Source organism: Streptomyces sp. NPDC048664 (genome assembly GCF_040650555.1).
GTDB lineage: Bacteria > Actinomycetota > Actinomycetes > Streptomycetales > Streptomycetaceae > Streptomyces.
Genome location: NZ_JBEZHK010000023.1, coordinates 103154 through 128220, shown reverse-complemented (window position 1 = coordinate 128220; position 25067 = coordinate 103154). Strand labels below are relative to the sequence as shown.

General features: G+C 71.8%; 18 protein-coding genes. 2 read left to right on the top strand and 16 right to left on the bottom strand.

Translation table 11 applies throughout. The features are described 5' to 3' along the window. Positions 1–138: 138 nt before the first annotated feature. The 6 genes from serA to AB0C59_RS24040 all read right to left on the bottom strand — a co-directional run bounded on the left by serA (position 139) and on the right by AB0C59_RS24040 (position 10420). A complete protein-coding gene (gene serA / locus AB0C59_RS24065; protein WP_363007836.1) occupies positions 139–1728 on the bottom strand; it encodes a phosphoglycerate dehydrogenase in 1590 nt (529 codons plus the stop codon). Between the two features lie 237 nt (positions 1729–1965). Further along, on the bottom strand, positions 1966–2964 hold the full coding sequence (gene ilvC / locus AB0C59_RS24060; protein WP_363007834.1) for a ketol-acid reductoisomerase: 999 nt from the start codon (positions 2962–2964) through the stop codon (positions 1966–1968). Between the two features lie 139 nt (positions 2965–3103). Then, positions 3104–3628 carry an acetolactate synthase small subunit gene (gene ilvN / locus AB0C59_RS24055; protein ID WP_360983241.1) on the bottom strand — a complete coding sequence of 175 codons (525 nt, stop codon included), beginning with the start codon at positions 3626–3628 and terminating at the stop codon, positions 3104–3106. A gap of 20 nt (positions 3629–3648) precedes the next feature. Further along, on the bottom strand, positions 3649–5505 hold the full coding sequence (locus tag AB0C59_RS24050; protein WP_363007831.1) for an acetolactate synthase large subunit: 1857 nt from the start codon (positions 5503–5505) through the stop codon (positions 3649–3651). 273 nt (positions 5506–5778) lie between these two features. Beyond that, positions 5779–8964 (bottom strand): EAL domain-containing protein, encoded by a 3186-nt coding sequence (locus AB0C59_RS24045; protein ID WP_363007846.1) that lies wholly within the window; start codon positions 8962–8964, stop codon positions 5779–5781. Between the two features lie 520 nt (positions 8965–9484). Beyond that, entirely contained in the window at positions 9485–10420 is a 936-nt protein-coding gene (locus AB0C59_RS24040) for a 2-hydroxyacid dehydrogenase (protein ID WP_363007829.1), read from the bottom strand. 75 nt (positions 10421–10495) lie between these two features. Between AB0C59_RS24040 and AB0C59_RS24035 the strand changes: the two genes are divergently transcribed. Together AB0C59_RS24035 and AB0C59_RS24030 are read left to right on the top strand one after the other, a co-directional pair. Continuing rightward, positions 10496–11494 carry an aldo/keto reductase gene (locus AB0C59_RS24035; protein ID WP_363007827.1) on the top strand — a complete coding sequence of 333 codons (999 nt, stop codon included), beginning with the start codon at positions 10496–10498 and terminating at the stop codon, positions 11492–11494. Positions 11495–11589: 95 nt separating this feature from the next. Next, entirely contained in the window at positions 11590–12750 is a 1161-nt protein-coding gene (locus AB0C59_RS24030; protein ID WP_363007825.1) for a PQQ-dependent sugar dehydrogenase, read from the top strand. Positions 12751–13538: 788 nt separating this feature from the next. Here the strand turns inward: AB0C59_RS24030 and AB0C59_RS24025 are convergent. The 10 genes from AB0C59_RS24025 to gatC all read right to left on the bottom strand — a co-directional run bounded on the left by AB0C59_RS24025 (position 13539) and on the right by gatC (position 24867). Further along, positions 13539–13811 (bottom strand): hypothetical protein, encoded by a 273-nt coding sequence (locus AB0C59_RS24025; protein WP_363007823.1) that lies wholly within the window; start codon positions 13809–13811, stop codon positions 13539–13541. A gap of 88 nt (positions 13812–13899) precedes the next feature. Further along, positions 13900–16947, bottom strand: coding sequence for an AAA family ATPase (locus AB0C59_RS24020; RefSeq protein WP_363007821.1), 3048 nt, complete (start codon positions 16945–16947; stop codon positions 13900–13902). Between the two features lie 152 nt (positions 16948–17099). Then, positions 17100–17282, bottom strand: a complete 183-nt coding sequence (locus tag AB0C59_RS24015; protein WP_363007819.1) for a hypothetical protein — start codon at positions 17280–17282, stop codon at positions 17100–17102. A 440-nt stretch (positions 17283–17722) separates the two neighbouring features. Then, a complete protein-coding gene (locus tag AB0C59_RS24010; RefSeq protein WP_363007817.1) occupies positions 17723–18244 on the bottom strand; it encodes a hypothetical protein in 522 nt (173 codons plus the stop codon). Between the two features lie 35 nt (positions 18245–18279). Then, on the bottom strand, positions 18280–18849 hold the full coding sequence (locus tag AB0C59_RS24005) for a GNAT family protein (RefSeq protein ID WP_363007815.1): 570 nt from the start codon (positions 18847–18849) through the stop codon (positions 18280–18282). Further along, positions 18827–21067, bottom strand: a complete 2241-nt coding sequence (locus AB0C59_RS24000; RefSeq protein WP_363007813.1) for an MMPL family transporter — start codon at positions 21065–21067, stop codon at positions 18827–18829. Before AB0C59_RS24000 ends, AB0C59_RS24005 begins: the two co-directional genes overlap by 23 nt. A gap of 225 nt (positions 21068–21292) precedes the next feature. Beyond that, positions 21293–22807: an Asp-tRNA(Asn)/Glu-tRNA(Gln) amidotransferase subunit GatB gene (gene gatB / locus AB0C59_RS23995; protein WP_363007811.1), complete on the bottom strand. Its 1515-nt coding sequence runs from the start codon at positions 22805–22807 to the stop codon at positions 21293–21295. 15 nt (positions 22808–22822) lie between these two features. After that, positions 22823–23065 (bottom strand): hypothetical protein, encoded by a 243-nt coding sequence (locus tag AB0C59_RS23990; protein WP_363007809.1) that lies wholly within the window; start codon positions 23063–23065, stop codon positions 22823–22825. Continuing rightward, positions 23062–24564: an Asp-tRNA(Asn)/Glu-tRNA(Gln) amidotransferase subunit GatA gene (gene gatA / locus AB0C59_RS23985; RefSeq protein ID WP_363007807.1), complete on the bottom strand. Its 1503-nt coding sequence runs from the start codon at positions 24562–24564 to the stop codon at positions 23062–23064. The genes AB0C59_RS23990 and gatA overlap by 4 nt, the downstream gene beginning before the upstream one ends. Positions 24565–24570: 6 nt before the next feature. Next, on the bottom strand, positions 24571–24867 hold the full coding sequence (gene gatC, locus AB0C59_RS23980) for an Asp-tRNA(Asn)/Glu-tRNA(Gln) amidotransferase subunit GatC (protein ID WP_070023066.1): 297 nt from the start codon (positions 24865–24867) through the stop codon (positions 24571–24573). Positions 24868–25067: the final 200 nt, after the last annotated feature.

Here is a 25067-nt window from a genome sequence, read left to right as displayed (position 1 = left end):
ACTGGTGACGCCTCCGTCAAGCCCCGAATCGGTAACGGCGTGTATCAGGGCATGGAATCACCGAAAGGAGAGCCTCTTCACGGAGGCCCACACCCGACCAGAGGAAGTGGTCGGGCCCCGCCGCGTCGCCAGGGTGTGTCAGACCAGGTTCACCGACCGGGCGAAGGTCGCCCCGATCTCCTCGGCGACCTCGGCCAGGACGGCCGGACCCGCGGTGTCGTCCACGGTCAGCACCGCGAGGGCCTCGCCGCCCGCCACCGCGCGGGCGACCTGCATGCCGGCGATGTTGATGCCCGCCTCACCGAGGATGCGGCCGACGGTGCCGACGACACCGGGACGGTCCTCGTAGCGCAGGACCACCATGTGGTCGGCGAGGGCGAGGTCGACGTCGTACTCGCCGACCGCGACGATCTTCTGCTGGTGCTTGGGACCGGACAGGGTGCCGGAGACCGACACCTCCTCGCCGCTGCCGAGCGTGCCCCGCACCACCACCACGTTGCGGTGGTCCGCCGACTCCGAGCTGGTGGTCAGCCGGACCTCCACACCGCGCTCCTGCGCGAACAGCGGCGCGTTGACGTACGACACGGTCTCGGCCACGACGTCCTCGAACACGCCCTTGAGCGCGGACAGTTCGAGCACCTTCACGTCGTGCTGGGTGATCTCGCCGTACACCTCGACATCGAGGCGGACCGCGACCTCGCCCGCGAGCGCGGTGAAGATCCGGCCGAGCTTCTCGGCCAGCGGCAGCCCCGGCTTGACGTCCTCGGCGATGACCCCGCCCTGCACGTTGACCGCGTCCGGCACCAGCTCACCGGCGAGGGCGAGACGCACCGAACGGGCGACCGCGATACCGGCCTTCTCCTGCGCCTCGTCGGTGGACGCGCCCAGGTGCGGGGTGCACACGACCTGGTCGAACTGGAACAGCGGGGAGTCCGTGCACGGCTCCTTCGCGTAGACGTCGAGGCCGGCGCCCGCGACGCGGCCCTCCTTGAGCGCCGAGTACAGCGCCTCCTCGTCCACGATGCCGCCCCGCGCCGCGTTGACGATCCGCACGCTCGGCTTGACCTTGTGCAGGGCCTCCTCACCGATGAGGCCCTGCGTCTCGGGGGTCTTCGGCAGGTGCACGGTGATGAAGTCGGAGACCTCGAGGAGTTCGTCCAGCGACAGCACCTTCACGCCCATCTGGGCGGCACGGGCGGGCTGCACATAGGGGTCGTAGGCGACGACCTTCATGCCGAACGCGGACATGCGCTGCGCGACCAGCGCGCCGATGCGGCCGAGGCCGACCACGCCGAGCGTCTTCTCGGCCAGCTCGACGCCCGTGTACTTGCTGCGCTTCCACTCGCCGTTCTTCAGCGCGGCGTTGGCCTGCGGGATGTTGCGGGCGGTGGCCAGCAGCAGACCGCAGGCCAGCTCGGCGGCGGTCACGATGTTCGAGGTGGGGGCGTTGACGACCATCACGCCGGCCTTGGTGGCGGCGGAGACGTCCACGTTGTCCAGGCCGACGCCGGCTCGGGCGACGACCTTCAGCTTCTTCGCCGCGGCGACGGCCTCGGCGTCGACCTTGGTGGCGGAGCGGATCAGGATGGCGTCGACGTCGGCGATGGCCGGCAGCAGCTCGGCGCGGTCCGCGCCGTTGCACTGCCGGATCTCGAAGTCGGGTCCGAGGGCGTCGACGGTGGCGGGCGACAGCTCTTCAGCGATGAGTACGACGGGTTTCGAGCTCACGTGAGTCCTCACAAGTCCAATGCGGACGGCCGTCCCGACGGCCGCAGGCGGTGGAGGGGTGCTTGCCGCGTGGAAGACGCACGACGCTGTGGGCCTGACGCGTTGGTGTGCAGCAGTCTAGTGGCGCCAGGTGCGTCGTTTCGCGCCGCTGCGGAAGGATCACCCGGACGTGGCCGTGCCGGGGTGGTGTCCCGTGGGGGCGGTACCGGCCGGCGCCGACCCCACGGGACATGAGGCCTACGCCTCCTCGTCGACCCAGCTCATCAGCTTGCGCAGCTGCTTGCCGGTGGTCTCCAGCAGGTGCTCGGAGTCCTGCTGCTTGTACTCGTTGTACTTCTTCAGGCCGCCGTGGTACTCGTCCATCCAGTTCTGGGCGAACGTGCCGTCCTGGATCTCGGCGAGGACCTTCTTCATCTCGGCCTTGGTGGCGTCGGTGATGATGCGCGGACCGGTGACGTAGTCGCCCCACTCGGCGGTCTCGGAGATGGACCAGCGCATCTTCTCCAGGCCGCCCTCGTACATGAGGTCGACGATCAGCTTCAGCTCGTGGAGGCACTCGAAGTAGGCGATCTCCGGCTGGTAGCCGGCCTCGGTCAGGGTCTCGAAGCCCGCCTTGACCAGCGCCGCCGTACCACCGCACAGGACGGCCTGCTCACCGAACAGGTCGGTCTCGGTCTCCTCGGTGAAGGTGGTCTTGATGACGCCGGCCCGGGTGCCGCCGATGCCCTTGGCGTACGACAGCGCCAGCGCGAACGCGTCGCCCGAGGCGTCCTGCTCGACGGCGGCGATGCAGGGAACGCCGCGGCCCTCCTCGTACTGACGGCGCACCAGGTGGCCGGGGCCCTTGGGGGCGACCATGCACACGTCGACACCGGCCGGGGGCTTGATGAAGCCGAAGCGGATGTTGAAGCCGTGCCCGAAGAACAGCGCGTCGCCGTCGTTGAGGTTCGGGGCGATGGACTCCTCGTAGACCTGGGCCTGGATCGGGTCCGGCACCAGGATCATGATGACGTCGGCCTCGGCGGCGGCCTCGGACGGCGTCACCACGCGCAGGCCCTGCTCCTCGGCCTTCGCCTTGGACTTGGAGCCCTCGGGCAGACCCACGCGGACGTCGACACCCGAGTCGCGCAGCGACAGCGCGTGGGCGTGGCCCTGGCTGCCGTAGCCGATGACCGCGACCTTGCGGCCCTGGATGATGGACAGGTCGGCATCGGCGTCGTAGAACAGCTCGGCCACTTTCGGTTCTCTCCTTGGGGTACGGGTGCTGCGTCCCACCGTATGACGGCGGGGTGGGAAAAGGGCTGCGGGTCTCGGCATGCGGGCGGGAGCGGGGAGGCGGCCGCGGGGGACGGCTCCCCTACTCCTACTACGACTCCTACGCGGACCGTTCGAGGGCGCGCAGGGAACGGTCGGTGATCGAGCGGGCGCCCCGGCCGATGGCGATCGTGCCGGACTGGACGAGTTCCTTGATGCCGAACGGCTCCAGCATCTTGAGCATCGCCGAGAGCTTGTCGGTGGAGCCGGTCGCCTCGATGGTGACGGCCTCCGGGGAGACGTCGACGGTCTTGGCGCGGAACAACTGGACGATCTCCACGATCTGGGAGCGCGTCTCGTTGTCGGCACGCACCTTCACCAGCACCAGCTCGCGCTGGACGGCGGAGCCCGGCTCCAGCTCCACGATCTTCAGCACGTTGACGAGCTTGTTGAGCTGCTTGGTGACCTGTTCGAGCGGCAGGTCCTCGACGTTCACCACGATGGTGATACGGGAGATGTCGGGGTGCTCGGTGACGCCCACCGCGAGCGAGTCGATGTTGAAGCCGCGGCGGGAGAACAGGGCGGCGATCCGGGCGAGGATGCCGGGCGTGTTCTCCACCAGGACCGAGAGGGTGTGCTTGGACATGGCTTTGACTCAGCTCTCTCTCAGTCGTCTTCGCTGTCGCCGAAGTCGGGACGCACGTCCCGGGCGGCCATGATCTCGTCGTTGGAGGTGCCGGCGGCGACCATCGGCCAGACCATCGCGTCCTCGTGGACGATGAAGTCGACCACGACCGGGCGGTCGTTGACCGAGTTGGCCTCCGCGATGACCTTGTCGAGGTCGGCCGGGGACTCGCAGCGGATGGCGTGGCAGCCCATCGCCTCCGACAGCTTCACGAAGTCGGGCACCCGGGTGCCGGCGCTCGGCTGCAGCCCGTCGGCCTCGGGGCCGGAGTGCAGGACCGTGTTGGAGTACCGCTGGTTGTAGAACAGGGTCTGCCACTGGCGGACCATGCCGAGGGCGCCGTTGTTGATGATGGCGACCTTGATCGGGATGTTGTTCAGGGCGCAGGTGGTGAGCTCCTGATTGGTCATCTGGAAGCAGCCGTCCCCGTCGACCGCCCACACCGTGCGGTCCGGGGCCCCGGCCTTCGCGCCCATCGCGGCCGGGACGGCGTAGCCCATGGTTCCGGCGCCGCCGGAGTTCAGCCAGGTGCCCGGCTTCTCGTACTCGATGAAGTGCGCGGCCCACATCTGGTGCTGCCCGACGCCCGCCGCGAAGATCGTCCCCTCGGGGGCGAGCTGCCCGATCCGCTGGATGACCTGCTGCGGGGAGAGCGTGCCGTCCTCGGGCAGGTCGTAGCCGAGGGGGTAGGTCTCGCGCCAGCGGGACAGGTCGTTCCACCAGGCGGTGTAGTCGCCCTTGTGGCCCTCGGCGTACTCCTTCTGGACGGCCTGGACCAGGTCCGCGATGACCTCGCGGGCGTCACCGACGATCGGCACGTCGGCGGTCCTGTTCTTGCCGATCTCGGCCGGGTCGATGTCGGCGTGGACGATCTTGGCGTACGGGGCGAAGCTGTCCAGCTTGCCGGTGACGCGGTCGTCGAAGCGGGCTCCGAGGGCGACGATCAGGTCGGCCTTCTGCAGCGCGGTGACGGCGGTGACCGCACCGTGCATGCCCGGCATTCCCACGTGCAGCGGGTGGCTGTCGGGGAACGCTCCCAGCGCCATCAGGGTGGTGGTGACGGGCGCGGAGGTGAGTTCGGCGAGGACCTTCAGCTCGGCGGTGGCCCCGGCCTTCAGGACGCCGCCGCCGACGTAGAGGACGGGCCGCTTGGCCGAGGTGATCAGCTTGGCCGCCTCGCGGATCTGCTTGGCGTGCGGCTTGGTCACCGGGCGGTAGCCGGGCAGGTCCGTGGCGGGCGGCCAGCTGAAGGTCGTCCGCGCCTGGAGGGCGTCCTTGGCGATGTCCACGAGGACCGGGCCCGGGCGGCCGGTGGAGGCGATGTGGAAGGCCTCGGCGATCGTCCGCGGGATCTCCTCCGCCTTCGTGACCAGGAAGTTGTGCTTGGTGATCGGCATGGTGATGCCGACGATGTCCGCCTCCTGGAAGGCGTCGGTGCCGATCGACTTGGAGGAGACCTGGCCGGTGATCGCGACCAGGGGCACCGAGTCCATGTGCGCGTCCGCGATCGGGGTGACCAGGTTGGTGGCGCCGGGACCCGAGGTCGCCATGCAGACGCCGACCCTGCCCGTGGCCTGCGCGTAGCCGGTGGCGGCGTGGCCCGCGCCCTGCTCGTGCCGCACCAGCACGTGCCGCACCCGCCGGGAGTCCATCAGCGGGTCGTACGCCGGGAGGATCGCACCGCCGGGAATCCCGAACACGGTCTCGGCGCCGACCTCCTCGAGAGAGCGGATGAGGGACTGCGCACCCGTCACCTGCTCGGGCGCGGACTGGTGTCCTCCGGATCGGGGCCGCGGTTGCGGGTGCGGGGCCCCGGTGGCCTGCTCGGTCATCGTCATTCTCTTCTCGATGCTGAGGGGTGTGCGAGAGGGGGCCGCGAGGTGCTCGCGAGGGGTCTTCACGAGGTTCTTCGCGGGGTTCGGGCGGTGTTCTGCTGGTGCTGGTGCAACAAAAAACCCCTCGTGCCGGAAGGCAAGCGAGGGGAGCGCGCCGGGTGTGGTCGCTGGGTGTTCCGGATCCATCCGGTGCGTCCCAGCTCAGCCGACGCGCTGTCCAAGTACGAGAATTCGGGTGCGCATGGAACTGACCCTCTACCCGGGGCGCCGCAACTGTCAAGTAGGTGGGACGGGAGTCTCATTATGTGAGCGCAGCCCCGTCCCGCCTCCGAAAACAGCGGTCACTCCTCCGGTGTACACCCCCGGTCCCCCGCCCGCGAGCACCGGCTCCACGGGGTGGTGGGGCACCGGGTAGCGGCCGGACGTCAGGGCTCTGCGCAGCCGGTACTCGTCCAGCGGCCCGGAGAACGCGGCGCCCTGCCCGTGGGTGCAGCCCATCGCGCGCAGGGCGACGACCTGCTCCGGCAGGTCCACGCCGTCGGCGATCGACTTCAGGCCCAGGTCGCCGGCGATCCGCAGCAGCCCACTGGTGATCTTGTGCAGCCGGGCGGACTCCACGACGCCCTCCACCAGTCCGCGGTCGAGTCTGAGGACGTCGACGGGCAGTCTGCGCAGTGCCGTGATGGCCGCGTAGCCGCTTCCGAAGCCGTCCAGGGCGATACGGACGCCGATCCTGCGCAGGGCGCCCAGCCGGCGTTCCAGCTCCTCCAGGCAGATCCGGGGATCGGTGTCGCACAGCTCGATCATCAGCGCGCCCGAGGCCAGCCCGTGCCGGGTGAGCAGGGCCTCCACGGAGCCGAGCGGCAGGGAGCGGTCCAGCAGGCGGCGGGCGCCGATCCGGATGGCGACCGGCGCGGCGAGCCCGGCGGCGGCGCGCTCGGCAGCCTGCTCGACGGCCGCCTCCAGCGTCCAGCAGTCAAGATCGGCCGTCCCGCCCCCCGCCTCGGCGACCCGCAGGAACTCCACCGGGGTGAACAGCACGCCCTGGGAGGAGCGCCAGCGGGCCTGGGCGCTGACCGAGGTGATCCGGCCGTCCTCCAGCGAGACCACCGGCTGGTGCAGCAGGGTGAACTGCCCGTCGTTCAGCGCCGCCCGCAGCCGGGTGGCCAGCTCCGCCTTGCGCACCACGTCCTGCTGCATCTGGGGCGCGTACAACTCCACGCGCCCCTTGCCCGCGGCCTTGGCCCGGTACATGGCCAGGTCCGCGTTGCGCAGCAGTTCGCCCGCGCCCAGGCCCGGGTCGGCGAAGGCCACCCCGATGGAGGCGGCCACCCGGACATCGTTGCCGTCGATGTCGTACGGCTGCGAGAGGGTGATCCTCAGCCGGTCCGCGAGCTCCATGATGTTGCCCTCGCGGGCGGCGCGGTCCCGGGTGCCGTCGCCGAGGATCAGGGCCGCGAACTCGTCGCCGCCGAGCCGGGCGGCGGTGTCGCCCTGCCGGACGGCGTCCTGGAGCCTGCGGGCGGCCTGGACGAGCAGTTCGTCCCCCGCCTGGTGCCCGATCGTGTCGTTGACGGCTTTGAACCCGTCGAGGTCGATGAAGAGCACGGCCGTGCCCCGGTCGCTGGCGCGGCGGCCGGACAGCGCCTGCTTGACGCGCCGCGTGAACAGGGCGCGGTTGGGCAGGTCGGTGAGCGGGTCGTGCTCGGCGTTGTGCTGGAGCTGGGCCTGCAGGCGCACCCGCTCGGTGATGTCGCGGCTGTTGAAGATGAGGCCGCCGTGGTGGCGGTTGACGGTCGACTCGACGTTGAGCCAGCCGCCGTCGCCGGACCTGAAGCGGCACTCGATACGGGTGGTGGGCCCGCCGGTGTGGCCCGCGGCCAGGAAGCGGCGCACCTCGTGCACCACGCAGCCCAGGTCCTCCGGGTGGATGAGCGCGGCGAGCTCGGTCCCGACCAGCTCCTCGGCGGGCCGTCCGTAGACGCGGGCGGCGGCCGGGGAGACGTATCTGAGGATGCCGCTGGGCGCGGCGATCATGATGACGTCGCTGGAGCCCTGCACCAGGGACCGGAAGTGGTTCTCCTTCTGGGCGAGTTCCTGGGTGAGGGTGATGTTGTCGAGCAGCATGATGCCCTGGCGCACGACGAGCGCGAGCACGACGGCACCCGCGGTGACGAGCCCCACGCGGTCCACGCTCTGGCCGTTGAGGACGTTGTAGAGGATCCCCAGCGTGCAGACGCCCGCGGCCAGATAGGGCGTCAGCGCGGCCAGCGATCCGGAGATGGGGCGGGTGGCCGGATACCGGTCGCGCTCCTGGGGGGCGCCGGACGGGGGCCTTTCCTGGCCGGCGCCCGGGCCCTGGGTGGGGTCCTGGGTGGGGTCCTGGCCGGGGTTCTGGTCGGGGTCCTGGCCGGGGTGCCGTCTGCGGGCCTGTGCGGGCGCGGGGCCGCCGTCCCCCTCCTCGGCCGCGTACGGCTGCTCCGCCAGGAGGTCGGTGTCCCGCGCGCCCGGCGCCCGCCGCTGCTCCGGGACGTGCGGGCGGTGCGGGGCGGAGGCGTGCGCGACCCGGGCGGCGTGCGGGACCCGGCGGGTGCGGGGCGCCTGGGAGGTGGGGGCGGGACGGCCGGTGTGGAGGTCGTACGGGGCCTGCTCCCTCGCGTACGCGTCTTCGCCGCCCTCGTCCCGCGCGCACGTCGGTCCCGGCCGGGCGCCGCCGACCCAGGGCGCGTAGGCGAGCAGCAGGGAGCCGCAGAACCAGCCCGCGTCCAGCAGCTCACCCGAGCGGTAGCTGCTGTGCAGCAGGGGCGAGGTGAACAGCGCGTCGCACACCACGGTCAGGGCCAGGGCGCCGATCGCGGTGTTCACCGCCGAGCGCTGGACCGGGGAGCGCCGGAAGTGGAGCGCCACCACCATGCTGATCAGGGCGATGTCCAGCAGCGGATACGCCAGCGACAGCGCCGCGTGCGCGACGCTCGGCCCGTCGAACCGCGCCGCCTGGGCGAGGGCGAGGCTCCACGACAGGGTCAGCAGCGAGCCGCCGATCAGCCACGCGTCGAGCGCGAGGCAGACCCAACCCGCCTTGGTGGCGGGTCTCTTGGCGAGCACGAGCAGCCCCACGATGGCGGAGGGGGCGAAGCAGAGGAAGAAGAAGTCGGCGCAGCTCGGCGTGGGGACGGACCGGTCGAGGACGACCTCGTACCAGCCCCAGACCCCGTTGCCCAGCGCCGCCATGAGGGAGGACAGCGCGAAGAGCAGCCAGGCCGGTCGGAAGTGGCTGCGGCGGCTACGGGCGTAGACCGAGCAGGAAATCGCCGCGGCCCCCGCGGCGGCGCTCAGCCCGAAGTCGCCCATGAACAGCGCGATGCCCCTGGAGCCCCAGCCGATCGCGGAACCGACGGCGTATCCCGCGCACAGCAGGGCCAGGGCGAGCTGTGGAACCAGGCGCGTCCCGCCGTCCGGCATCGGACGGCGGACCAGGAGCGCGGCCGGCGAGCTCACCGGGCGCTCCGAGGCAGGGGCACCACCGAGTCCCGCTGGTTGCGGCAGCCCGGGTGGGCGTGCCTCTTGCGGCAGGAGTGCCTGCGGTGGTGGTGCTGTGCGCCGTGCCCGGTGTGGCCGCTGTGCTCGCGTCTGCGCATCGCGGCTCGCCAGGGTCGCAGCCCGCGACCCCGCCGCGTCGGATCGTTCGTCCATAGGCCGTGCATCGCCCGTCGCCCCCCTCGCGTGTCTGAAAGTTCCGTCCCCGGCGCCGATCGGTGCGCGGCGCAGCCCCTGTCGGGACGATACACCAGTCTCGTCACTCAGGGACATAGTCTCTCTACGCTCCGTGACGACCAGCGCAGATGCGAGCACGTTACGCGCACAAGGGAATGCGGAGTGTGCCGAAAGCGACGCGGAGGCGAACGCCGGTCGACCCGCACGCCGGTGGTGCGCCCCCCACCGAGAGGCGCGAAACCGCCGTTCGGACGCCACCGGCGCGGCGTTACGTCGTCAACACGACGTTCGCCAGCGGCTCCCCCTTGGCGAACCGGTTCACCTGTGCGCTCAGCAGCCGCTTCACCCGGGGCCAGAACGCCGACGAGGGCCCGCCGACATGAGGGCTGATCAACACCCCCGGCACATGCCACAGGGGATGTCCCGCGGGCAGCGGTTCCGGGTCCGTCACGTCGAGCGCGGCGGTGATACGCCCGGCCCGCAACTCCGCGAGCAGCGCCGATGTGTCGACGACGCCTCCGCGCGCGACGTTCACCAGCAGGGCGCCGTCCTTCATCCGGGCCAGGAACGCCGGCCCGGCCAGCCCCTTCGTCTCCTCGGTGAGCGGGGTGGCGAGCACCACCACGTCCGCGTCGGGCAAAAGGTCCGGCAACCGGGAGAGAGGATGCACGGGCCCGCGCTCCGATTCGCGCGCACGGCGCGCGACGCGCGCCACCCGCGCGACCTCGAAGGGCATGAGCCGGTCCTCGATGGCGGCGCCGACGGCCCCGTACCCGACGATGAGGACGGACCTGTCGGCGAGCGCGGGACGGAACCCGGCACGCCACTCCTCCCGGTCCTGGCCCCGGACGAAGTCGGGGATGCCGCGCAGCGAGGCGAGGATCAGCGTCAGCGCGAGTTCGGCGGTGCTGGCGTCGTGGACCCCCCGCGCGTTGCACAGCCGCACCCCGCCGGGCAGCAGGGGCAGCCCGGGCTCCACGTGGTCCACTCCGGCCGTGAGCGTCTGGACCACGCGGACGGACGTCATCGCGGCCATGGGGCGCACCGCGATCTCGCTGCTCTTCATGTACGGCACGGCGTAGAAGGCGCAGTGGGCGGGGTCGGCGGGGAACTCGGGACCGCCGTCCCAGAACCGGTAGGCGGGGCCGTCGGGCAGACCCTCCATCTCCTCGCGGCGGAACGGAAGCCACACGTCGTCGGTCATGGTCAGGAGGCTATGCGAAGGACCGGGTGACCCATTGGTTAGTTTGGGGTGCCGAACGAGGGAGGACACGGCCAGGTGGAGCGCAGGACGATCGGCGCGGCAGCACTCGACGTGGGGGCCGTGGGACTGGGGTGCATGCCGATGAGCTGGGCGTACTCCGGGTCGCGGCAGCGGGGCGAGGAGTCGCTGCGCACCGTGCACCGGGCACTCGACCTCGGGGTGACCCTGCTCGACACCGCCGACATGTACGGGCCGTTCACCAACGAGTTGCTGGTGGGGCGGGTGCTCAAGGAGCGCAGGGCCGAGGTGTTCGTGTCCACCAAGGTCGGGCTGCTGGTCGGGGAGCAGCACATCGTGGCCAACGGCCGCCCCGGCTATGTGAAGCGCGCCTGCGACGCGTCGCTGCGGCGGCTGCAGACGGACGTCATCGACCTCTACCAACTGCACCGCGCGGACCCCGAGGTTCCCGTGGAGGAGACCTGGGGCGCCATGGCGGAACTGGTCCGGGCGGGCAAGGTACGGGCACTGGGGCTGTGCGCGGTCGGCGTCCGGGCCCGGCGCCGGTCCGGGGCGGGACCGTACGACGCCACCCTGCGCCAACTGGAACGGGTGCAGCAGGTCTTCCCGGTGAGCGCGGTGCAGGCGGAGCTGTCCCTGTGGTCGGCCGAGGCGCTGGACGCCCTGGTGCCGTGGTGCGCGGCGCGCGGGGTCGGGGTGCTGGCGGCGATGCCGCTGGGCAGCGGCTTCCTGACGGGCACGCTGCGACCGGGCGAGGGTTTCGAACGCGACGACCTGCGGGCCCGGCACCCCCGCTTCACGGCCGAGATGATGGCGGCCAACCAGCCGATCGTGGCGGGACTGCGCCGGGTGGCGCGGCGGCACGGGGAGGACGTCACCGCCGCCCAGGTGGCTCTCGCCTGGGTCCTGGCGCAGGGCGGTCAGGTGGTGCCGGTGCCGGGCGCCAAGCAGGAGCGCTGGGTCCTGCAGAACGCGGCGGCGGCCGGGCTGCGCCTGACCGGCGAGGACCTGGCGGAGCTGGCGGCGCTGCCCGCGGCGCGGAGGTCGTGGGACTGAGTCGTGGGACCGGGTCGCGGGACCGAGGAGCCACCACGCGGGGCGCGGGCGGTGTAGGAAAGGGGTGAGGGCACCGCGTCGAAGGGACCAGGACCGTGCGACGTCCAGCTGTGTCGGCCGTGTGGGCCGTGTCCGCGCTTGTGCTGGCGGTCGGCTGCTCCTCCGGCGGCCCGTCGCCGCAGCCCGGGAGCGGGCCACCGAGCGGCACACCCGCCGTCTCGTCCTCGCCTTCTCGGCGGGCGGCCGAACAGACCCCGCCGGCGACGGGCTCGGCCCGGGTGGTGCGGACCGTCGCCACGGGCCTCAGGACGCCCTGGGGCCTGGCCCCGCTGCCCGAGGGCGGGCTGCTGGTGTCGAGCCGCGACGACGGGACGATCTCCCGGGTCGACGAGCGGACCGGGCGCACCACGCTCCTGGGCACGGTGCCCGGAGTCCTCGCCGCGGGCGAAGGCGGGCTCCTGGGCATCGCCCTCTCCCCCGACTACGCCTCGGACCACATGGTCTACGCGTACTTCACCACCGAGTCGGACAACCGCATCGCCCGCATGCTGTACGACCCGGCGAAGCCCGCCGGTGAGCGACTGGGGGCGCCGGACACCATCCTGAGAGGCATCCCGAAGGGGATGATCCACAACGGCGGCCGGATCGCGTTCGGGCCCGACGGGATGCTGTACGCGGGGACCGGCGAGTCGGGCGAGCGGAGCCTCGCCCAGGACCGCGCGGCGCTGGGCGGCAAGATCCTGCGGATGACCCCGGAGGGCGAGCCGGCGCCCGGGAATCCCACGGTCGGCTCCCTCGTCTACACCTACGGCCACCGCAATGTGCAGGGCCTGGCCTGGGACCGCGAACAGCGGCTGTTCGCCTCCGAGTTCGGGCAGGACACCTGGGACGAGATCAACGCGATCAAGCCCGGCGACAACTACGGCTGGCCCGAGGCCGAGGGCAGGTCGGCCGACCCCCGCTTCCACAACCCGATCGCGCAGTGGCACACCGCCGACGCCTCCCCCAGCGGCCTCGCCTACGCCCAGGGCTCCCTGTGGGCGGCGGGCCTGCGCGGACAGCGGCTGTGGCGCGTCCCGCTGAGGGGCACCGAGGCGTCCGCGCCCCCGCAGGCGTTCCTGAAGGGGACCTACGGACGTCTGCGCACGGTCGTGGCGGCGGGGGGCGACCGCCTGTGGGTGACGACGAGCAACACGGACGGCCGGGGCCACCCGTCGAAGACGGACGACCGCATCCTGGAGGTGGAGGTGTCCTGAGGGGGCATCTCATGGGGTGAGTCAGCGGCGGCAGGTGAGGGTGCAGACGATGCCAGGTAATTAGTCTGTTCGGTTATTACGTTGAGCCAATTTGCTGATTACCTGAACGTCGCCTGGCCTACAAGCCGCTCCTTGGAGCGCACACAGGTAATTCTCCCGTGCGCGGATCTTTCCGCCGTGGACGAAGGAGAACTCGAAGTGAGACCTGAGAGCACAAGACGCCTGCGATGCGGACCCCTGGCTCGCGACGGCTTCCGCAGGGCGGGTGCGCTGGCCTCGCTCTCGCTGCTGATGGCGGCCGGCGCGGCCGGCCCGGCCATCGCGGCGATGCGCGGTGCCACGGACCACGCCGTCGCGGCGTACGGCGGCGACAGGTGCAGAGAGGAGTCGCACCACCACGGCAGGTCGGGTGGACGGGCCGCCGCTTCGGCTCTCGGTGGCGGCAGGGGCGACAACTGCCGTGGGGCGACCGGCTCCACAGGTCCCACGGGACCCACCGGCGCCACAGGCAGCACCGGCCCGCAGGGCATGCCCGGCGACACAGGACCGACCGGAGCCACCGGAACCGACGGAACAACCGGACCCACCGGACCCACCGGACCGACCGGAGCCACCGGAACCGACGGAACAACCGGACCCACCGGACCGACCGGAGCCACCGGAACCGACGGAACAACCGGACCCACCGGACCGACCGGAGCCACCGGAACCGACGGGGCGACGGGACCCACCGGAGCCACCGGCGACACCGGGGCAACGGGGGCGACCGGGCCCGCCGGAGTATCGGGCTACCAACAGGTCTCCAACCCGCAGAGCTGCGCGGCGGACAGCTTCTGTACCGTCACCACGAGTTGCCCGGCCGGGACAGTGGTGACCGGAGGGGGCATCACCACCAGCAGCTTCTTCAGCAGTGGCGTGTACCAGTACGAGTCCGGGCCGACCAGCACCACCACATGGCGAGCGACCATCCGCAACACCACCGGCACGGCCTTCAACGTCACCGGCTGGGCGGTCTGCGCCACGGCCGGCTGACTCTCAGGACAGAGGACCGAGGAGTCCATGCCTGCCTCACCGGCATGGACTCCTCGACGAGCGGTGCCCGGTACGGCGCGTGGGGACCCCCTGCTCGCAGAGCGCGGGCGGCGGTGGCTACGGTGCGGCGGCGGCCGGCGCCTGGGGCGCGAACAGCCGGAGGCGGTGGGCCACCGCGGCCGCCTCGCCCCGACCCGAGACCTCCAGTTTCGCGAGGATGTTGGAGACGTGGACGCTGGCCGTCTTCGGCGAGATGAACAGCTCCTCGGCGATCTGCCGGTTGCTGCGGCCGGCCGCGACCAGGCGCAGCACATCGCGCTCCCGGTTGGTCAGCCCCAGCGACTCGGCCGGGTCCGCCGCGCCCGGCCCCACCGCCTCCCGCGCCGGTGCGAGGCGGGCGCGCCGGGCGAGGAGGGCGACCGCGTCGGCGAGCGGCACCGCACCGAGGCGGTCGGCCATCGTGCCCGCCAGCCGCAGCAGTTCGGCGGCCCGTTCCCGCCCGTCATCCCCGCCGCGCGGGTTCAGCAGGGCCCCGGCGAGACGGTAGCGGACGCGCGCCAGCTCGTAGGGGCGCTCCACAGCCTCGAACGCGGTCACGGCCTCCTCCCAGTGGCCGGGCTCGTCGCGGTCCTCGGCGCGCAGCAACTCGGCGCGGACCCAGTGGGCGTACGCCTGCCACACCGGGGCGTTCGCGGTCATCGACGCGGCGCGGGCACGGATCCGCTCAAGGCTCGCCGCGCGGCCCTGCGCGGCGGCGGGCAGTGCGGCGGCGTCGGCCTCCGCGATGGCCGCGACGAGCAGCAGCGGCCATCCGTAGCGTTGCGTTCCCAGCGGGAAGTCGCTGGTCACGGTGGGCTCGACAAGGGCGCGGACCTCCATGGAGCGGCCCTGCGCCACGGCGAGTTCGCAGGTGATGCGCACCAGGCTGAGCGCATGCTGCGGCGCTTCGTCACCGGCGCCCAAGTACTCTCGCGCGGTGTCCAGTTGGCGGCCGGCCTCGGCCAGGTCGCCCCGGGCCAGGGCGATATGGGCGTGGATCACCGCGTAGAAGCCGCGGGGGCCGCCGCTGCGGCCGCCCACCCGCTGCGAGGCGAGCGCGGCCTCCAGGGCCTCGTCCCAACGGCCCAGGGAGTAGAGGGTCTTGCCGAGGTTGGCCCACACCCATGCCTCGGCGTCCCGCAGCCCCATCTTCCGCGTGAGGTCGAGGCCTTCGCGCAGCACCTCCTCGGCCTCCCGGGAACGGCCGATGCCCTCCAGGTGCGACGGCAGGTTCACATGGGCCCGGCCGGACACGTAGGCGTTGCAGAGCTCCACCGCCTGCTCCTTGGCCTCGGACATCTGCGCGAGACCGGTGTCGACGTCGCCGGACTCGATGAGCAGGCCGCCCAGCGTGAGGCGGGCGTTGACCTCGATGTCACGGGCGCCCACCATCTTGGCGTAGGCGACGGCGCGTTCGGCGGCCGAGAGCGCGTCGGGGCCCGGGAGGTGCACCATCGACCAGTTGGCGACCGCCGTGAGCACCTCGGCGTGCACCCCGGACGGAGGCAGCCCGCACAGCAGTTCCTCGGCCCTGGCCAGTTCCTCGCGGCCGTCGCCGCGGTTGGTGGACCGCATCAGCTTGGAACGCTGGACCCAGAACCAGGCGGCGCGCGACGGGTCTCGCTCCTCCTCCAGAAGGCGCAGCGCCCGCTTCGTGATCTTCAGGGCCCGCTCGCGTTCGCCGCTCAGCCGGCCCGCGACGGCCGCCTCGGCCATCAGGTCGACGTACTGCAGCGGCGCGGTGGCCGGGAAGCAGCCACACGGGGGATACACCTCGGCGTGGTCGACCGGGCGCAGCCGGGACAGCACCGTGTCGGGTGCGCTGTCCCACAGTTCCATCGCCCGCTCCAACAGCCTCATCTGCTCGGCGTACGCGTGACGGCGGCGGGCCTTCACCGCGGCGTCCAGAGCGGCGGGCAGCGCCTTGGCCGCGTCGTGCGCGAGATACCAGTAACTGGCCAGCCGGGGTGCCCTCTGGTCGTCCGGTACGAGGGTGGGGTCGGCCTCCAGGGCCTCGGCGTAGCGGCGGTTGAGGCGGGAGCGCTCGCCGGGGAGCAGGTCGTCGCTGACGGCCTCCCGGACCAGGGAGTGGCGGAAGCGGTAGCCGTCACCGTCCGGCACGGTGAGCAGGATGCTGGCTCCCACCAGGGTGCGCAGGGCCTCGATCAGGTCGTCCTCGGTGAGCCGGGCGACGGCCGCGAGGAGCCGGTGCTCGACGGTCGAGCCGCCCTCGGCGACGATGCGGACGACGCGCTGCGCGGTCTCGGCCAGCTTCTCCACCCGCACGAGCAGGATGTCGCGCAGGGAGTCCCTCAGGCCCGTGCGGCAGCCCTCGTGGGTGGCGACGGCGAGTTCCTCCACGAAGAAGGCGTTGCCGTCGGAGCGGGCGAAGACGTCGTCCACCCGGGCCGGATCGGGTTCGGTGGCGAGGATGCCGGCCAGCTGGTGGCGGACCTCGGTGCGGTTGAAGCGGTCGAGTTCGACGCGGCGGACCGTGCGCAGGCGGTCGAGCTCGGCGAGGAGGGGGCGCAGGGGGTGCCGGCGGTGGATGTCGTCGGAACGGTAGCTGGCGACGACGGCGAGCCGGCCGCTGCGCAGGGTGCGGACGAGGTAGGCGAGCAGATGGCGGGTGGAGGCGTCGGCCCAGTGCAGGTCCTCCAGGACCAGGACCACCGTGCGGCGGGTGGCGACGTGTTCCAGCAGGCGCGCGGTGAGCTCGAAGAGGCGCGCCAAGCCCTCCTCGTCGTCGCGGTGGCGCCGGCGGGTCTCGCCCAGCTCGGGCAGCAGCCGGGCCAGATCCTCCTCCTGACCGGCGGCGGCCTCGGCGAGTTCCTCGGGAAACCGCCGCCGCAGGGCGCGCAGCGCGGTGGAGAAGGGAGCGAAGGGCAGGCCCTCGGCGCCGATCTCGACGCAGCCGCCCAGCGCGACGACCGCGTCCGCGGCGGTCGCCGAGGTGGCGAACTCCTCGATGAGGCGGGTCTTTCCGACCCCCGCCTCGCCTCCGACGAGCAGCACCTGCGGCTCGCCCGCGGTGGCGCGCGCGAGCGCGTCGCGCAGTACCCCCAACTCCTCGGCTCGGCCGACGAACACGGGGCTGACGGATCTGGTCTCCACGATTTCGAGCATGTCATGGACCTCTCACCTCGTGGCACCGGATATCGCTGTGCGCGTACCGCTCGTGGTGGTCCGCGCCCCCGCCGACGGGGAGGAGAGTCCCCGTCGGCGGGGCGCGTGCGAGGACGTCCGACCCCCGTACGGCCGTCCTCGTGCCCGCGTGGTCAGGCGGTGTGCGGAGCACGGGCGCCGTGCCCGTGGGTATGCCGCCTGGCCATGTGTTCGGGCTCCGGGCCCGCTCCGCGGGCCGTGCGGCGGTGTCCGCGGGCCTCGCGGACACGGCGGCGGTTCTCCGCCTCGCGGATCAGCTCGGCGGTGCGGAGCTGGTGCATCTCGTACGCGAACATGGCGTCTCCCCCGGGAGGTCGAGGTGGGTCGTGCCGCCGCTTTCTGCGACGTCCTCGACTCTCGTCCGTGAGGGGGGTGCGGCACATGGGGAGAGTGCCGGATCTTCGGGGTGGGGTGGGGGCCTTAGACGGGGGGTGAGGGGGTGGGGGGTGAGGTAAGGGGGCGGGGGTGCACCTAAGCGGGGTCCCGTGCGGGTGCGTCGGGGTTTTTGCGCAGTTCCCCGCGCCCCTGAGGGGTGGGGCGGCCGTGCTTTGTCCCGTGCGGGTGCGTCGTGGGGTTCTGCGCAGTTCCCCGCGCCCCTGGGGGGGTGGGGCGGGCCGGAGTTGTGGCCTGCGGGTGCGTCGGGGGGGTGCGTGGTTGCTCGCGCCGGCCCTGGAGGGGTGCGGTGGGTATGGGAAACGCCCCGCGGGGGGGTGCGGGGCGTTGGGGTGGGTGGGGGTCAGCCGGCTGTCGGGAGGCCCATCAGGATGTTCGTGTACTTGAGGACCGCCAGGAGCAGGCCGATCACGCCCAGGGCCACACCGGCCCAGGCGACGGACCTGATCCAGACCGCCTGCGGCCTGCCGGGCGCGCCGAAGGCCGGACGGGCCAGGACCACGACGCCCACGAGGAGCGCGGCGAGGGCGAACAGGCCGCCCCACAGCGCGGTCGCCTGCCAGGCGTCGCCGTACACCGCCTTGATCTGCGTGGCGACCTTCGCCGACGACGAGGTCTGGAGCTGGCCCACCAGCGTCTGCCGGGCGGCGGCCACGGTGCCCAGCCAGCCGCCGGTGAGGGACACCACGCCGAGCGCGGCGGCGACCACCGCCCCGGCTCCCTGGCCGACCCCGGTCGGGGCCTCGGTCACGGTCTCCTCGGTCACGGCTCCCTCGGTCCGGCTGTCCTCGGCCGGCGCGGTCTCCGGCTTCTCCTCCTCGGTGATGGCCGCGGTGCCGGTCTCGTCAAGTGTCTCGGTTCCCATGCCCGGCACCGTACGGACGCTGTATGAGAGGTTTCTTAACGGTCGCCGCGCGACCCGTGTGCCGCCCGCCACTCGGGGGCGAGAACCGACCAGACCTCGGTGTCCCGGCGCACACCCCGGTAGTAGAAGCTCTCCCGCAGCACGCCGTCCCGGGTCATGCCCAGCCGCCGCGCCACCCGGATGCTCGGCTCGTTGCCGGACGACGCGCGCCACTCGACGCGATGGATGCCGCGCTCCTGGACCGCCCAGTCGATGAGGATCCGCATGGCGCGGGTGACCAGCCCCCGCCCGGTCCCGGCGGGCTCCAGCCAGCAGCCCACCTCGCAGTTGCCGCCCTCGGCGTCGAAGACGCGGAAGAGAACCCCGCCGACCAGCTTCCCCGCCAGCCACAGCCCGTGCAGACCGCCGCTGTCGGCGGCGCGCAGGTCGGCGTAGGACCGCAGCTTGGCCCGTGCGGAGGGGATGTCCGTGACGTCCGACCCGAACGGGATGTGCTCGGTGACGAACTCCCGGCCGCGGTCCAGGTGGGCCAGGAACTCCTCGGCGTGCCACGGCTCCAGCGGCCTCAGTTCGGCGCCGTCGTCACCCAGGGATATCGCGTACATCGAGTCGTCGCTCCTTCACGAGCATGTCCTCCAGCACGTCGTCCTGAGCGCACTGCTCCGAGATCGTCGCACGGCACTCGGGGGGCTCGATGCTGATCCGGGGCAGCGCGCGGTCCAACCAGGAGGGCAGCCACCAGTTGGCGCCGCCGAGCAGATGCATCAGGGCGGGCACGAGAAGGGTGCGCAGGACGAAGGCGTCGAGGGCGACGGCCGAGGCGAGCCCGATGCCGAACATCGCGATCACCCGGTCACCGCTGAGCACGAACGCGAGGAAGACGGAGATCATGATGACGGCGGCCGAGTTGATCACCCGGCTGGTCTCGGCCAGGCCCACCCGTACGGCACGCCGGTTGTCGCCGGTCTCCAGCCACTCCTCGTACATCCGGCTGACCAGGAAGACCTGGTAGTCCATGGAGAGCCCGAAGAGCACCGAGACCATGATCACGGGCAGGAAGGGCTCGATCGGCCCGGCCCGGCCCAGACCGAGCAGTTCGCTGCCCCAGCCCCACTGGAAGATCGCGACGACCACGCCGAACGCGGAGGCGACGGCGGCGATGTTCATCGCGGCGGCCTTCAGTGGTATGCCGAGGGACCGGAAGGCGAGCAGGAGCAGCACGCAGCCGAGGCCGATCACCACCCCCACGAAGAGGGGGAGCTTGCCCACGATCACGCTCGCGAAGTCGTCGTAGCTGGCCGTGACGCCGCCGACCGACAGGTCCAGGGTGGTGCCCTGCTCGGCGTGCGGCAGCACGTCGGAGCGCAGGCGGTGCACGAGCTCGCTGGTCTGCTCGGACTGCGGGGCGGAGTCCGGCACGACGGTCAGGAAGGCGGTCCGGCCGTCGCTGTCGTAGGTCACCGGGGTCACGGAGGCGACACCCTTGGTGCCGTCGAGGGTGCGGTCGAGGTTGTCCAGGACCAGCTTGTCCTGGGCGCCGTTGACCTGGGTGACCACGGTCAGCGGACCGTTGATACCGGGTCCGAAGCCGTCGGCGAGCAGGTCGTACGCCTGCCGGGTGGTCGACTGCTTCGGGTCGTTGCCCTGGTCGGAGGTGCCCAGGTGGAGCGAGAGGGTGGGCAGCGCGAGCAGCGCCATGACCACCACCGCGACGGCGCCGAGCTTCTTCGGGTGGCGCTCGACGAACGCCGACCAGCGGGCGGCGAAGCCGGTGGGCAGCTCGGGCTCGGGCCCGTGCTCGTCCAGCTTGCGGCGCTCGCGCTTGCTGAGGGCGCGCGGGCCGATGAAGGACAGCAGGGCCGGCAGCAGGGTGACCGAGGCCGCGACGGTGAGCAGGACGGTCAGGCAGGCGGCGACCGCGACACCGTTGAGGAAGCCGAGCCGCAGGATCAGCATGCCGAGCAGGGCGATACAGACCGTGGCGCCCGCGAAGACCACCGCGCGCCCGGTGGTGGCGACGGCGCCCACGGCGGCCTCCGCCACCGGCACACCCCGCTTCAGGCTGCGGCGGTGCCGGGTCACGATGAACAGCGCGTAGTCGATGCCGACGCCGAGGCCGATGAGCATGCCGAGCATGGGGGCGAAGTCGGCGACGGTCATCGCGTGCCCGAGCAGCCCGATCCCGGAGTACGCGGTGCCGACGCCGATGACGGCGGTCGCGATGGGCAGCAGGGCCGCGGCGAGCGAGCCGAAGGCGAGGAACAGGACCACGGCGGCGACACCCACGCCGAGGGCTTCGGCGAGGTGCCCGCCCGAGGCGTCGGTGGAGGGTACGGCGGCGCCGCCGAGCGCGACCTTCAGATCGCCGTTCTGCGCGGCCCTGGCGGTGTCCACGACGGCCTTCGCCTGCCCCTTGCCGATCTTGTCGGCGGGCTGGGAGAAGGCGACGGTGGCGTACGCGGTGTGACCGTCGCGGCTGATCTGGTCCTGGTGACTGCCCGTGTAGGGGCTGGTGACGGAGACGACTCCGGGCTGATCCGCGATCCGGTCCAGGGTGCGGGTCATCGTCTGCTCGACGTCGGCGGCGTCCACGCGGCCCGCACCCGTGTGCCAGACGACCGTGTCGCTGTCGCCCGAGAGGTCGGGGAAGCCCTGGTCGAGCATCCGGGCGGCGCGGTTCGCCTCGGTGCCGGGGACTCCGTAGTCGTTCGAGTACGCGGAGCCCGCCACCGTGGAGGCGGCGGTGATACCGGCGAAGGCGATGAGCCACAGCAGGACGGTGACGAGGCGGTGACGCACGCACCAGCGTGCTAGGACGGCCACAGACATGCTCCCTGGGGTGGTTCGTGGATCTTTGACCGGGACCTGCAGCACGAGAAGCTGAACAGCCCGCAAAGAACGAATGAGCAATCCCCACCACTGTTGCAGCCAAAAAAGATCATTTGTCGCTTTCGTGGGGTTGGTCACAAGACCGGAGGAGGGAAAACACCCGGGGGTGGTACGCCGTGTCGGCGTACCACCCCCGGGGTGGGTCTGGGCTTCCGGCCGTCAGCCTTCGCTGACGCCCAGGCGCTCCAGGATGAGCTCCTTGACGCGGGCGGCGTCGGCCTGGCCGCGGGTGGCCTTCATGACCGCGCCGACCAGGGCGCCCGCGGCGGCCACCTTGCCGCCGCGGATCTTGTCCGCGATGGCCGGGTTGCCGGCGATGGCCTCGTCCACAGCGGTGGTCAGCGCGCCCTCGTCGGAGACGACCTTGAGACCGCGCTTGTCGACGACCTCGTCCGGCGTTCCCTCACCGGCGAGGACACCCTCGATGACCTGGCGGGCCAGCTTGTCGTTCAGGTCGCCGGAGGTCACCAGCGCGGTGACCCGGGCGACCTGCTCGGGCGTGATGGCCAGCTCGTCCAGGGCCTTGCCCGACTCGTTCGCGCTGCGGGCGAGCTCGCCCATCCACCACTTGCGGGCGGAGGCCGCGTCGGCGCCCGCCTCGATGGTGGCGACGATCGGGTCGAGAGCGCCGGCGTTGAGGATCGCCTGCATGTCGGTGCCGGAGATCCCCCAGTCGGCCAGCAGCCGGGTGCGGCGGGCCAGCGGCATCTCCGGCAGCGCGGCGCGGATCCCCTCGACCCAGTCGCGGGCGGGGGCCACCGGCACCAGGTCCGGCTCCGGGAAGTACCGGTAGTCCTCGGCCTCCTCCTTCACGCGGCCCGAGGTCGTGGACCCGGTGTCCTCGTGGAAGTGGCGGGTCTCCTGGACGATGGTGCCGCCCGACGAGAGCACGGCGGCGTGCCGCATGACCTCGAAGCGGGCCGCGCGCTCCACCGAACGCAGCGAGTTCACGTTCTTCGTCTCGGAGCGCGTGCCGAACGTGTCGCTGCCCTTGGGCATGAGCGACAGGTTCACGTCGCAGCGCATCTGGCCCATCTCCATGCGGGCCTCGGACACGCCGAGCGCCCTGATGACCTCGCGCAGCTCACGGACGTAGGCGCGCGCGACCTCGGGGGCGCGCTCGCCGGCGCCGACGATCGGCTTGGTGACGATCTCGATGAGCGGGATGCCGGCGCGGTTGTAGTCCAGCAGGGAGTGGGACGCGCCGTGGATACGGCCGGTGGCGCCGCCGACGTGCGTCGACTTGCCGGTGTCCTCCTCCATGTGGGCGCGCTCGATGTCCACGCGGAAGGTCTCCCCGTCCTCCAACTGCACGTCGAGATAGCCGTTGAAGGCGATCGGCTCGTCGTACTGGGAGGTCTGGAAGTTCTTCGGCATGTCCGGATAGAAGTAGTTCTTCCGGGCGAAGCGGCACCATTCGGCGATCTCGCAGTTCAGCGCGAGGCCGATCCTGACGGCGGACTCGACGCCGATCGCGTTGACGACCGGGAGCGCGCCGGGCATGCCGAGGCAGACCGGGCAGGTCTGCGAGTTGGGCTCGGCACCCAGCTCGGTCGAGCACCCGCAGAACATCTTGGTCTTGGTGCCGAGTTCGACATGGACCTCAAGGCCCATGACGGGGTCGTACGACGCCAGCGCGTCCTCGTACGACACCAGGTCGGTCGTGGTGGTCACGGTGAAACTTCCCTCTCAGCCCAGCAGGACGTCGTCGTCGCCCAGCCGCTTCAGCTCGCGGTAGAGGATGGCGAGTCCGGTGACGATCGCGGCAGCGGACAAGGTGGCGTCGATCAGCCGCAGCGTGTCGTGCTCGGTGCGCGCCTTCTTGATCTGCTTGGCCACGCCGAACGCGCCGAACGCGGTTCCGGCCATCGACAGATACGTACCGGACTTCGTCTTCTTGAAGCCCTTGGCCTTCGACAGTGTGTTGCTCACAGCGACGGAGCCTCCTCCAGGAGCGGGTGCCCCCACTTTTCCACGAAGGCGGCCTCGACGGCGGCGCCCACCTTGTAGAGCCGGTCGTCCTGCATCGCCGGAGCGATGATCTGGAGGCCCACCGGCAGGTTGTCCTCCGGCGCGAGACCGCAGGGCAGGGACATGGCGGCGTTGCCCGCCAGGTTGGTCGGGATGGTGCACAGGTCGGCCAGGTACATCGCCATCGGGTCGTCGGCGCGCTCGCCGATCGCGAAGGCGGTGGTCGGGGTCGTCGGGGAGACGATCACGTCGACCTGCTCGAAGGCCTTCTCGAAGTCCCGCGTGATGAGCGTGCGGACCTTCTGGGCGGAGCCGTAGTACGCGTCGTAGTAGCCGCTGGAGAGGGCGTACGTGCCGAGCATGACGCGGCGCTTGACCTCCGGGCCGAAGCCCGCCTCACGGGTCAGGGAGGTGACCTCCTCGGCCGAGCGGCCGCCGTCGTCGCCGGTCCGCAGGCCGTAGCGCAGGCCGTCGAAGCGGGCGAGGTTGGAGGAGCACTCCGAGGGCGCGATCAGGTAGTACGCCGACAGCGCGAGGTCGAAGGACGGGCAGTCCAGCTCGACGATCTCGGCGCCCAGCTCCCTGAGCAGGTCGACGGACTCGTCGAACCGCTGGATGACGCCGGCCTGGTAGCCCTCGCCGCGGAACTGCTTGACGACGCCGACGCGCATGCCCGCCACACTGCCGTTGCGGGCGGCCTCGACCACCGGCGGGACGGGGGCGTCGATCGACGTGGAGTCCATCGGGTCGTGCCCGGCGATCACCTCGTGCAGCAGGGCCGCGTCCAGGACCGTACGGGCGCAGGGGCCGCCCTGGTCCAGGGAGCTGGAGAAGGCGACCATGCCGTACCGGGACACCGCGCCGTACGTCGGCTTCACGCCGACCGTGCCGGTCACGGAGGCCGGCTGGCGGATGGAGCCGCCGGTGTCGGTGCCGATGGCGAGCGGGGCCTGGAACGAGGCGAGCGCGGCGGAGGACCCGCCGCCGGAGCCGCCGGGGATCTTGGTGAGGTCCCAGGGGTTGCCGGTGGGGCCGTAGGCGCTGTTCTCGGTGCTGGACCCCATGGCGAACTCGTCCATGTTGGTCTTGCCGAGGATGACGACGTCGGCGGCCTTCAGGCGTGCGGTGAGGGTCGCGTCGTACGGCGGGATCCAGCCTTCGAGGATCTTGGATCCGACGGTGGTGGGGACGCCCTTGGTGGTGAAGATGTCCTTCAGCGCCAGGGGCACACCGGCGAGCGGGCCGAGCTTCTCGCCCCGCGCGCGCTTGTCGTCCACGGCGCGGGCCTGGGCGAGGGCGCCCTCGCGGTCCACGTGCAGGAAGGCGTGCACCTTCTCGTCGACGGCCTCGATACGGGCCAGGTGGGCCTCGGTGACCTCGACGGCGGTGAGGTCACCCGAGGCGATCCTCTCGGCGGTCTCGGCGGCCGTCAGCCTGATGATGCTGTTCTTGTCCGTCATGTCGGGCTACTCCTCCCCCAGGATCTGCGGCACCTTGAAACGCTGCTGCTCCTGTGCCGGGGCACCGGACAGCGCCTGCTCGGGGGTGAGCGACGGACGGACCTCGTCCGCGCGCATGACGTTCGTCAGCGGCAGCGGGTGGGAGGTCGGCGGGACGTCTTGGTCGGCGACCTCGCTGACGCGGGCGACCGCGCCGATGATGTCGTCGAGCTGGCCTGCGAAGTGCTCGAGCTCTTCGGGCTTCAGCTCCAGACGCGCCAGCCGGGCGAGGTGGGCGACCTCCTCGCGCGTGATGCCAGGCATGCAGCGATCCTCTGGGGTGAGTGTGGGTGCTTGTGCTTCGGGCCAATCCTATGGCGTGCGGCACGGGGGGCCTGCACGGGTTTTGCTCGGGGGGCGCGGCGTGCCTGTCAGGGGGCTGGCCGTATGTCGTCGAGTGCGCGTGCGTCCGGGGGGTTTGCGCAGTTCCCCGCGCCCCTGTCGCCCGTGGCGGCGGTCGTACG